The organism is Pseudomonadota bacterium (assembly GCA_030860485.1).
In the GTDB taxonomy this organism is placed as follows: Bacteria; Pseudomonadota; Gammaproteobacteria; order JACCXJ01; family JACCXJ01; genus JACCXJ01.
On record JALZID010000219.1, the window covers coordinates 24,114 to 35,414 of the forward strand.

At 59.6% G+C, this 11,301-nt stretch carries 8 protein-coding genes and 2 pseudogenes; 9 read left to right on the plus strand and 1 reads right to left on the minus strand.

Going from position 1 to position 11,301, the window contains the following annotated elements:
- Positions 1 to 23: 23 nt before the first annotated feature.
- The 3 genes from M3461_13115 to M3461_13125 all read left to right on the plus strand — a co-directional run bounded on the left by M3461_13115 (position 24) and on the right by M3461_13125 (position 6,506).
- Entirely contained in the window at positions 24 to 3,365 is a 3,342-nt protein-coding gene (locus M3461_13115) for a DUF11 domain-containing protein (GenBank protein MDQ3775216.1), read from the plus strand.
- A gap of 296 nt (positions 3,366 to 3,661) precedes the next feature.
- Complete coding sequence (locus tag M3461_13120; protein MDQ3775217.1) at positions 3,662 to 3,874, plus strand: hypothetical protein; 213 nt, start codon at positions 3,662 to 3,664, stop codon at positions 3,872 to 3,874.
- Positions 3,858 to 6,506: a DUF4157 domain-containing protein gene (locus M3461_13125; protein MDQ3775218.1), complete on the plus strand. Its 2,649-nt coding sequence runs from the start codon at positions 3,858 to 3,860 to the stop codon at positions 6,504 to 6,506. The genes M3461_13120 and M3461_13125 overlap by 17 nt, the downstream gene beginning before the upstream one ends.
- 209 nt (positions 6,507 to 6,715) lie before the next feature.
- On the opposite strand, the pseudogene M3461_13130 reads toward M3461_13125, so the two are convergent.
- Positions 6,716 to 6,826, minus strand: a pseudogene (locus tag M3461_13130) (DUF1501 domain-containing protein).
- Between M3461_13130 and M3461_13135 the strand changes: the two are divergent.
- From M3461_13135 to M3461_13160, 6 genes and pseudogenes are all read left to right on the plus strand, one after another.
- Complete coding sequence (locus M3461_13135; GenBank protein MDQ3775219.1) at positions 6,807 to 7,421, plus strand: DUF11 domain-containing protein; 615 nt, start codon at positions 6,807 to 6,809, stop codon at positions 7,419 to 7,421. The pseudogene M3461_13130 and the gene M3461_13135 sit on opposite strands and share 20 nt — an antisense overlap.
- A gap of 574 nt (positions 7,422 to 7,995) precedes the next feature.
- A complete protein-coding gene (locus M3461_13140) occupies positions 7,996 to 9,045 on the plus strand; it encodes a hypothetical protein (GenBank protein MDQ3775220.1) in 1,050 nt (349 codons plus the stop codon).
- A 10-nt stretch (positions 9,046 to 9,055) separates the two neighbouring features.
- Complete coding sequence (locus tag M3461_13145; GenBank protein MDQ3775221.1) at positions 9,056 to 9,277, plus strand: hypothetical protein; 222 nt, start codon at positions 9,056 to 9,058, stop codon at positions 9,275 to 9,277.
- Between the two features lie 315 nt (positions 9,278 to 9,592).
- Entirely contained in the window at positions 9,593 to 9,787 is a 195-nt protein-coding gene (locus M3461_13150; GenBank protein MDQ3775222.1) for a DUF4157 domain-containing protein, read from the plus strand.
- Between the two features lie 9 nt (positions 9,788 to 9,796).
- Positions 9,797 to 10,095: pseudogene (locus M3461_13155) on the plus strand (addiction module toxin RelE).
- A gap of 446 nt (positions 10,096 to 10,541) precedes the next feature.
- Positions 10,542 to 11,057: a hypothetical protein gene (locus M3461_13160; GenBank protein MDQ3775223.1), complete on the plus strand. Its 516-nt coding sequence runs from the start codon at positions 10,542 to 10,544 to the stop codon at positions 11,055 to 11,057.
- Positions 11,058 to 11,301: the final 244 nt, after the last annotated feature.

Here is an 11,301-nt window from a genome sequence, read left to right on the forward strand (position 1 = left end):
TTCGTGAAATTCAGGAGCTAGCCATGTCGATCAGCATTACCAACACCGTGAAAGGGCCGTTGGTGCTCGTTACGCAGCAGAGCGGCGTGACGGTGATCCCCCAACCTACACCGCTCACCCGCCTCAACTATTTTGACGGCAAGTTCCTGCGCGCCAGCGATCTGAGCGCGGAGCAGCTCTACCTCCGCCGCCTGGTGGATCTTTCCAATCAGGCCGGCGGGCCGGGCGTGGCGCACGGGTATGATCTTTCGCTCGGGACGGGCGGCGACACGCTCAACGTCGGCCCCGGTCTGGCCATCGATCCCCAGGGCCGCGTGCTGCTGTTGCCGCAAGGCTTTTCGATCGGGGTACAGGAACTGATAGAACGGTCGCGCCAGTTGCAGAGTACGCCCGCCGCCGCTTCGATCGACAACGGCGGCTTCGCCGATTGCACGGTGGTGGCGGAAACCCCGCCGGGCAGCGTGGTGCAGGCCGGCAACCTCTATCTGATCACCATCGGGTTTTCCGAGGCGCTGTGCGGGACGGAGGATGTCTTCGGCAAGCTCTGTGAAGAGGCTTGCGCGACCAGCACGGACCGGCCGTTCCTCGTAGAGGGCGTGGTTCTGCGCGCCATTCCTCTCCAGCTTCAAACGCCGCTGCCCATCTCCGGCGCCGTGGCCTTGAGCCAGCTTCACCTTCGCTCCCGCGTCGCCTCATCCTATTTTGAGGATGAGCGCAAGAAAGTAGCGAGCTTCATCTCGGGAGACGGCCTGCGCTCGGACGTTTGGTGTTTCGGGGCCGAAGCCGCGGGTGGCTTCGACGTCCCGATCGGCGTGATCTCGCGTGCGGGCAATACCACACTGTTTCTGGATGCTTGGATCGGACGACGTGAGCGCATCGATACACCCGCCAAACGCTACTGGCAGTGGCGCATGGCCATGCGGCCGTGGGATGTATTTCTCGCTCAGATCCTCCAGTTCCAGTGCCAATTGAGCGGCCTGTTCAAACAGCAGCCCCCGGCTGACGGTGGGGACGACGATCCTTGCGCAAGCACACGGTCCCTTATTCGTGAGGCATCCGACACTGTCGCAAAAATTGCCAACTTCTATGAAACCGTCACCACGCGGTTCACCTTGCAACCATTGCTCGTGTCCGACAATGCCAGCGCGGCGCAGCCCCCGGTGCTCGAAGGCGGCCTTGCCACGTTGCTCGACTTCCAGAAGCGCCTGCAGGCAGGGGGTGCGGCGGCCCTCATCCCCAGTGATAAGTTCCTGATCGATGGCGGCATCATCGAATTGCCTAGCGCCGGATATTTGCCCGTCGCTCCCAATTCCGTCGCAAGTGTGAATGACCAGGTGCGCCGCTTGCTAGGCAAGGGCCTCGATCTGCACTTCTGCGTGGTGCGGTCGGATTTCGTCGCCCATGCCTTGGAAGAGGCCCAGCATATGGAGCGCATCTCCTTGCTCCAGGGCCTGGACGCCCCGAACAACCACCCCGAGGTGGATATCCTGGTTCCCGATGGCGAGATCATCGAACAGAAGCGCCTGAGTCCCGGGCTCGGTTTCGAGGCGAGCGTCGACGTCAACCCGGCCCTGCTGGTCCGTCAAGACACCGACGAGCCCACACCAGTTATCGCCCGCCGCGTGCCAGTCATTTTCCGCGGTGCGGCTCGCTCTGAAGAGCTGGCCTCGGGCGGCGGCGCGATCTATTTGAGCGGCGCGCTTGAACCTGGCCTCTCCGCAACGATTGATACGCCCAGGCCAAGCGGCGCGACCGATACGGCAACGATGAACGCGACGCCTCTCGAAGCAGGGGCGCAAGCCGGGGTAAATCAGCCAAGCGCCGGGGTCTGGATCAGCTTGAGCTGCGAGCGCAACGTCTTCGCGCTCGAACGCGGCGACACGACCAACGTCAACGCCCGCGCCGTTGTCGGTGTCAATCAGGCCGGCGCCGCAGGCAATCAACCGAAGAGTCCGCGCCTCGACATCGAGCTCAATGGGGTTTTCGAGGTCACGGAGGAAGCCGCTTTCACCGGCACCGGGCGCCGCCTGAAAGGCCGCTTCCGCGACGCACAGCTCTCCATCCTGGGGCCTGCTTTCGGCGATACATCGCAGCGGCGCACGATCCTGGTTGATCTCAACGCCACGGTCACGCTGACGAAAGAATCTCAAATCGAGATCCTCCTCGATCACGAACAGAACAGCGTTGAGCTGTCGGCCAATTGGGGCAACAAACCGCTCGAAGCGAAAGGCTTAATCTCCATTACATCGAAGGGGGCCGAAGGGCAACAGCAAGAGACGCCGCTGGCCGAAGCTTCGCTCAAAGAAAACGAAGACGTGCTCTCGGCTAAGGACGCCAAGCACGTGTTGGCCCTTCAAGCGCTCGAAGCCGTTGCCGCCGCGCTCGGCGACGTGAGCTTCGCCGACGCCAAAGCCAAGCTGCTCTTCCCGCCGCCACCCAAACCGACGGATGAGCTTCTGGTGCGAGGTACGAGAGATTGGGTGCTGTTCCATCGGCGCCGGACAAAGCACTGTAGCGAAGAGAAGCTTGCGCCCCCGCTAGTTCCATCGCGGCGCTACCAGGTTTACCAAGTGCTGGCTAAGGACGATCAGGAGGCTCGGGACTTGAGGACCCTTCTGCTCGCCGGCCGATTCCCTCCTGGCAGATTGGCCCAAGTCGGGATCGTCGAATACGGCGGCGGCGTGGCCACGCTGCTCACGCCAGCCGCGGACATCCTGAAAGATTGGAAGATTGCCAAACCGGGAAACACGATCATCTTTGGCGCGATTGGCAACCAGGAGTCGGCAGCAGCGGATGGTAAAACGCTGTCACTCGCTCGTCTGGACCGTCTCGAAGACGCGCTCGCGCCGATCTCGAGATTGGCTCCGCAAGCGCAAGACGATTTCTTGGGCAATGTGCCATCTTCCATTCTGGGTTCCGGTGTGGATGGCGCAATCGTCCTGATCACCCTGATGGTCATTCCCGCGAACGCCAATCTCAGCATCACCAAGACCGCGACGGTGGCTGAGAGGGCGGATGGTAATTTCAAGATCACCTACATCCTGACGGTGACCAACATAGGTCCCTCGGACGCGGAGAATGTGACGGTGACCGATCCCGTTCCGGCCAACACGACCTTCGACTCGGCGACGGGCACCCCATTCTGGAGTCAGACCCTTCCGCCGGACGACGGCACTGGCGAAAGTGTCTTCTCGAAGACTTTATTTCCAAGCGGTGAAACTGCCCGCTTCGAGATCGAGGTCAGCGTTCCCCGCCCGGATAACCCGGCCCCGGTTCGCATCACCAACACGGCGACGATCAGGTCATCGACAACCGATCCGGAGACAGCCACCGTCGTCACAACAATCCAAATCCGTCCATCTTGAGGACGGCGCCGCCATGGCATTTGGCGACAGATGTCGCTTCCAAGGACGACGCGCGCGGTGCGGCAACTGGGGAGAGCTTCGATGGTCTCAGCCGGAAAGCCGGCGCCGGTCGCCACTCGGCAGACGGTAGAATCTCTGAACGATCTTGACTGTCAGCAGTCTGCAGAGGATTTGACAGACCCCGGACGACTTCGATGAGATTATTTTCTTCGACCTTAACGCGGGGTAGCGCTAACCTGGCTTTCTCAGGGTTCCGAGGACCGGTATGCTTGACAGCTCACGAGCCCAGCAGTACTATGCCTCTTGATAAAAAAGGGCGTTACAAATCCCTATTCACCCTGCGGAAAACATCTGAAGCGTTGAGCCAACGGGACAAGGGCATGTTGACCCAGATCGGCGTCCGGCTCGACGGCGTGGACGATCTTCCTGGAGTGATAGCTCCAGCTTTCAGTGTTCAAATTCCGGTTTTCCTGACCGCAGAGAGAGATTGGTATGTTCGCATCGCGTAACCACAATCAGGCTAAAGAGCCGGTAGTGAGAAGACCTGAGCGTGGCGATTCTACGCCCGATAGGAAAACCTCGTCCGAACAGAACCCTCTGTGGCAATCGCTCGCCATGCGCTCAGGCATCCTTCAACCTAAACTGACCATCGGCCAGACCGATGACCCATACGAGCGGGAGGCGGACCGCATCGCCGATCAGGTTATGCGCATGTCCGCGCCGCCATCGGATGGCTACGGGCTTTCGATCACGCCTGGCGCTTCTCACCGGGCACAACGCAAATGCGCAGCGTGTGAGGAAGAAGAGGATGACAGCGCCTTACAACGCAAAGAGAGCGGTGGCGCTGATGCTCAAGCTACTGCGCCGGCGATAGTGCACGAATCATTGAGTTCGCCGGGGCAACCGCTTGATGCAGAGACGCGCGCTTACTTTGAACCACGTTTCGGCAGCGACTTCAGTGAAGTGCGCGTGCATACTGATAGCCGCGCGGTCGAGTCAGCACGGGCGGTGAATGCCCTGGCATACACGGTGGGGAGAGATGTCGTGATCCGCGACGAGAAGGTCTCTCCGGTATCACCGGCCAGCAGACGCCTCCTTGCGCATGAGCTGACCCATGTGATCCAGCAGGGGGGCGCCGCCACTACCCGCGGTCCCGTCGTTTCCCTGGCAAACATGGGATCGACTCGGCCAGGTGTTCCTCGTCTCTACCGAACTCCGGACGATAGAACGACGGAGTCGGAGTCTGGTTATGAGCTCGAAGGCAGCCTTTCGCTCAGCTTTCAAGGCGGCGGATCGATAGTCGCTCGCTATCACACCGAGCAGGAAACCCCATCTGCGGGCATACCCTTTCACTGGCTGGCGTTGACCCAGGATGTGTTCAACAATCCGCCGCTCTTACCGCTGCTGGAAGAGGCGTGTGGTCAATGGGTCCGTTTCGACATCGGCGAGACATCACCTGATACGCGCGAGAGCATGCCGGATCCGGTCGAGGGCAGTACATCCGAGTTCGGAGAGTCCAACCCCGAGGAACTCGGCGCATCTCCCGAGCAAACCCTGGGCAGCGCAGACGGGTTCGGGACGGTCTGGATGCGGATCAATCCTGCAATAACGATAGAAGCCGTGGCGGATAGCCTGGCCTTTCCGAAGATAATGAATCTTCACCTCCAAAAGATGGCCTCCAGGACTGGGCCTGATGTCGTCGCGGAGTTTTTCAGCGGTCTCGCCGAGGGGTTGGGAGACGACTTCGGCTCCGAGGTGAACGAACTCGGCCGTAAGTTTGCTACTCTGGGGCCTATTAGTTTTCTATTGCAGCCATGGATGCTAGCCGGCGCTAGCTACGAGATTTACAGTCAGGCTTCCGATCTCGCAGAGACGGCAGGGGCGCTTCTCGCAGATCCAGAGGGCGCCAAAGAACTGGCCAAGACCTTCTTCCAGAGCGTTTTCACGGAGGGGGCCACGGTCGCGCGCGACTTCGGCGTGGCTATCGGCAAGGACGCTCGCTCCAAAGTCGGCGCATTGGTTAACGCGGGAAAGAGCGAGGGAGGGGGCGCCGAGTCCACGGCCGGTAACTTGGCCGAGACGGCAAGGACTGCCACACATTTCGCCTTCGAGCTTGGTCGTATCCTCGGCCCAATCGTTTTCGAGATCGTCCTCGACATAGTAGCTCCCGGCGCCATCCTCCTTCGAACGGGCGGAGTAGCCATTCGATCTGTCATCCGCGGCCTCAGTGCGATGCCGAACCTGGGGATCGGGCAGCGTCTCACACACCTTGGCGGGAAGGCGCTCCGGCAACTCGTGAAATCGCGCGACTTCAATGTACTTGGCGAAACTCACCCTCACTATCTGACCCTCCAATTGAGCGGCGGCAGGCTCGTTTGCGCGGTCTGTAGCGACCCTCCGTGTAAAGACCTCCTTATGAGGATCGAGACTGTACTCAAATCAGACCTCGACGACGACGAGCGCAAGACTCTCGAGGGCCTCCAACGTAGAGTAATGGCGCATCGTGATGCGTGGGGCGGGCTCAAAGAAGACGATGCCAAAAAAATTCTTGATGAGTTTACGGAGGAATTCGAAAGCTCCCAGGATGCGGCAATAATAGTAACCAGGGATGAGGAGTTGAGAGATAGGACGACACCAGATCCTGATACAGCCCCATCGGTAACATTCACGTGGAACCAAGAAGACCTCATAGAGCATGTCAATGAGCATTTTGGAGGTCTCAAAAAAGATATCCTCCAGGCGCTTCGGGAAAGGTCTACAGACGAGAGCTTTCTGAGCGCGCTAAATGAGGAGGTGGCCAGGTTGACCCCAGAGGAAAAAGATCAACTGATAAATAATGGCCAAAAGATCTGGGTTCCAGACGTAACCAAACCTGTATCTGTAGACTACCATTGCAAAGTTCTTCTCGCGAGGATAAGGGTGTATGAAGATCTTGCCGCCAACCTCCTTAGCCGACCGGTGGATGACGTCGATATTTATGGTTATAGACGCAGCAATGGCGAGTTGGTTAAATACAACCACCAAACTCGTGAGTTTGCTGTTGCTTCTGAAACGGGGCAAGTACAGAGTTATTTCAAATGCGACGGTTTGGAATACTACCGTAACGACTTTGAGAAACGATCTGGCGCCTCAAAATTGTAATAAATCTCGTCAATGTCGAGCCGTAACCGTATAACAACGCAACTAGAGCGCGTTGCGATTGCATGTACGGTTCGTAGTCCCGGCTTAGCCGGAATCGTCTGGCCCTTGAGCCTTTCCGCCTAAAGGCGGGACTACAAACATCCGTACACTGAACCGCAAAACGCGGGATGAGGTTTTCGGGAGAGACAACAGCGACTTTGCCCCAATCCCTATGCGAGAATCCGCTTCACAACATTTCCTTCTACGTCCGTCAACCGAAAATTCCTACCCTGGATTTTATATGTCAGCCGGGTGTGATCGATGCCCAAACAATGTAGGATCTTTGGCGCGATTGGCAACCGGGAGTCGGCAGCAGCGGATGGTGAAGCGCTGTCACTCGCTCGTCTGGACCGCCTCGAAGACGCGCTCGCGCCGATCTCGAAATTGGCTCCGCAAGCGCAAGACGATTTCTTGGGCAAATCTTCCATTCCGGCTCCGGGGGTGGATGGCGTAATCGTCCTGATCACCCTGATAATTATTCCCGCGAACGCCGATCTCAGCATCACCAAGACCGTGGCGGTGGGTGATTCCAAGATCGCCTACATCCTGACGGTGACCAACAAAGGCCCCTCGGACGCACGGGATGTGACCGTGACCGATCCCCTTCCGGCCAACACGACCTTGGTCTCGGCGACGACGGACGCCGCAGGGTGGACTCCGACCCATCCGCCGGTCGGGGGCACTGGCGTCGTTGTCTTCTCGAAGGCTTTAGTTGAAAGCGGTGAAGCTGCCGTCCTCACGATCGAGGTCAACGTCAAGGTTCCCGAGGATGACCCGGCCCCGGTGGTCATCAGCAACACGGCGACGATCAAGTCATCGACAACCGATCCGGACCCGTCTAACGACGCAGACACCGTCGTCACAACAATCCTTTGATCTTGCGGACGGTGCCGCCATGACACTTGCCGATAGATGTCGCTTCCAAGCACGACGCGCGCGGTGCGGCAACTGGGGAGAGCTTCGATGGTCTCAGCCGGAAAGCCGGCGCCGGTCGCCACTCGGCAGACGGTAGAATCTCTGAACGATCTTGACCGTCAGCAGTCTGCAGAGGACTGAACAGAACCCGGACGACTTCGATGAGATTATTTTCTTCGACCTTAACGCGGGGTAGCGCTAACCTGGCTTTCCCAGGGTTATGAAGGCAAAGAGGATTTCAAGGTGTTTGCGGCTATAAATCCCGAATCCTCAAAGACTAAAGCTGAGAAGACACCCACTCAGGTAAACGCGAAAGGCGAAACCGCGGAGCGGGTTCATGTTAATCAGCTCTGGAATTTACTGGCGACGGGGATACAGGCCAAGCTCACCGTCAGCGCCCCGGATGACCCTTACGAACGGGAGGCCGACCGCGTCGCCGAGCAGGTCATGCGCATGCCTGCACCGCAATCGGACGGTCACGGGTTTTCGATCACGGTTGTCACTGCTCATCAAGCGCAACGCAAGTGCGCAGAGTGTGAACAAGAAGAGGAAGAAGGCACATTGCAACGCAAAGAGAACGGCAGCGCCGCCGAGGCTCCGGCTACGGCTCGAACCAGAATCCGCGTTCCAGTCGGTCGAGATCTACCAAGAGTTCCCCGCAGATGAGCGATTCTATGCGGATGTCGCGCAGGGCAACACGTACGCGGCGAACGTCCTTTTTGATGTGTACACCGCCTACAACCGCGACATGGCGTACTTCGTTGAGACGAAGGGACTCTCGCCTGGGAACGCGCGCAACGAGCTGCGTCGGATCAACGACGAGGTTTTCCGTCTCGTGATCGAGGCCTCCATGATCATCCTTACCTCCGGCGCCTCAATTGGCGCGGTGTCTTCGACTCAGCGCTCTGTCGTCGAGGCGGCCGAACGTACCGGGTTCGCGCGGCGTCAGACCGAGAAGGTGCCCTTCGTGACTCTTGATGAGCAACAGAAGGCGATCGACGCCATCGTCACGAGAGGCAGTAAGGCGGGCCGTCCTTCTCCGGAGGCGGTGATAAATGCGAGGAAGGCTCTCACGGCTGGTACCGCCACGATGGAGGAGTTCAAAATCCTCCTCCGAGATTCGGTCGAGGACGCTTGGAATTTCATCAACGCCACCCGCAAGGCGTTCAGAAAGCCAGGCAACCTGTCGAACTGGGAGGTCCTGAGAGGGGCATGTGGCATTGGGCGCGACTGTTCGGCGGCCTCGATCGCGTCGATGGGCGGCGAGAGTTCCGGTCCCGTGATCATCCGTCAGTTCCGGGCGGGTGAGGTGCTCCACGGTCCGAATTTCAAATTCGGCGTTCACGAATTCAGCACCGTTGAGTTTCCCGATGGCACAACGTTCCTAGTCGACCCGACATTTGCGCAGTTCCTGCGCGCCGAAGGCGAGGCGGTGAAGATGGGCAGCAACATTCGCGACCTGGTGATGAGCCACGAGGCGATGGCTGAATTGTCGGAATCCCTGCTCCGACAGGGATTCACGGAGCTCGACGACATGACGGCCGCGTTGTACGTCAGGTGCATGCATGCAGGCAGTAGCTGGTGAGACTGAGGCATTGGGCGATGCATCCGCTCCGATGATGGCTCGCAAGATTCTCGATGGCTCGGGGGCGCACAGAACGGATACTGTCGGCGCAGGTCAGGCTGGCATCGCCGCGGATCTGCGCGAGGGCCTGTTGAGCCAGGCGGAAGAGGCGCGTGGCCTGCTCAAGCAGGCCGGTGGAAGCGATGAGTTGGTGATTGGGTTGGAGTGGTTAATCAACCGGCTCGATGAGTGAGCGCCCGGGGGACGTCCAAAGGCCAGGCGGCGGACGTGAGACCAGCGGTACAGAGTTGGCACTGGATGGCCAACCTCGCCCGCGCTAGCTAGGCAGGAGGCGGTTGTGGCGTATGCCCGGATGACAGTGGCGCGAGCACCCGCCGCCCGGCACTACCCCGGGCGGGGCGCGCCGCAGCAACCTCTGCCGATCAGCTCACCGGGTGACTGCGTCGAGCGGGACGCCGACCAGGTGGCGGGGCACACCGATGTCAGGGATCGACTTGCTGGATCCCTCGGCGGCGGCCAACCGCTTGACGCGGAGTCCAGAGCGTTCATGGAGCCCCGCTTCGGACACTCCTTCGCCGATGTCCGCGTCCACGCTGATGAGGCCGCATCCGCGCTCTGCGACGACCTCTCCGCGCGTGAGGCTAAAAGGGGTCAGACTCGTCTGGATCTCGTCTCACCTGTCAGATTCGCGAAAAAACAACAAATGGTGTCAGATCTTGTTTTTTGCCATGCTCCACGATAGTCTTGTCCCATGTCGAGACCCTTACGAATCGAGTTTGCCGGAGGGTTGTATCACGTGACCTCCCGTGGGGATGGACGTGGGGCGATTGTCCCGGGCTAGGAGGACCGGTGTCTGTTTCTGGTGTGCTGTCCGAGGTCATACAGGGTTTCAACTGGGCGATGCATGCCCATTCCTTGATGGACAACGCCTACTATCTCGTGATCGAAACGCCGGACGGCAATCTACAGGGCATTCAGCAATTGAACGGGGTCTACACGCAACGCGGCAATCGCCAGCGTGGCCGCGTCGGGCATGTGTTCCAGGGCAAGTCACAAGGCGAAAAATTGCGCTGGGAGAAGCCGGAAGGCCGGCACCGGTCGCCACGCGGCAGACGGTAGAATCTCTGAACGAGCACCACTGCAAGGAGGTGCAGACGGTCAGACGGGCGCGGGCGGCTTCGATGAGATCATCGTCTTCTAGCTTAACGCTGGGAGGTGATTCGTGGGAGTCCTAAGGCCTCCCCGATTCGTTACAAAGGTGAGCGGAAAAGGAGGGCTTTAAGTGCTTACAACTAAAAGCCGGGAATCCCCGAAGATCAAAGCCGAGGGGGTACCGAGCCGCACAAAGCCCAAGCTCGAAACTCCAGAGCGGGTTCAAGCGAACCCGCTCTGGCAGCAGCTTGCGACACGGGTTCAAGCCAATCGAGGTCACAGGCCACGCCGCCGACCAGCTCGGGCTACCACAGGGCACGCGCATCACTCTGCGGATATTGATCGTGTCGAGCGAAAGTGTGGCGCAGGCGATGGAGATGCTCGGAATCAGGTCATTGCCGAGGGTGATCAGGCGCGCTGCCGGCACCAGCCCCCCGCTGAGGCAGCCGGCAGCGTTCGAGTCCGCGCCCGAATCTTTCGAACAGGTGCCACGCTTGCCGGCGGCGGCACGGTCTGGGTCCGCCCCAGCGGCCTTGGGCCGGCGCGTGCTCGCCTACGAGGCGCCCGCGGTACGGGGATCGACTACCGCCGCGGGCGTGGCAATGCCGGTCGTCGGCATCGTCGACGAGTTGTTGGTCGGCGGCGACATGGCGCGCATCCGCCGTATCCTCTCCCACTCGCTCGCACCAAATGCCGAGGAGCGGGACTTCATGCGCTCCTATGGTTTGGACTGGAACGATGAAACCTTGTCTTACCACATCATGAGTATCGGATGGCGGCTCTACTGGATCGGGAAGTGGATCTTAAATCCGATGGTGCTCAATCCCGAGGCCGATCCCGAGATACAAAACCTAGCGTGATGGACGCGGCATCGGGGCTGGGCATTTGTCGCTCTAAGGCTCGCGCTCCCTGGACCTTCCTTGAGCACTTGGCTAACGTGCCTCTTTTGGGATAAACCGTAAAGGAACCGTATAATATAACCCTCCTCAGGAAAATCTGTGGGTGAACTTTGGTTCCGGTAGAGCGCCAAGTGCATGATACAAAGCGACTTCCAGCCCATGATAGGTCCGAAAACCGTAAGCCTTTCTGGTAGTGAGTTTGGCC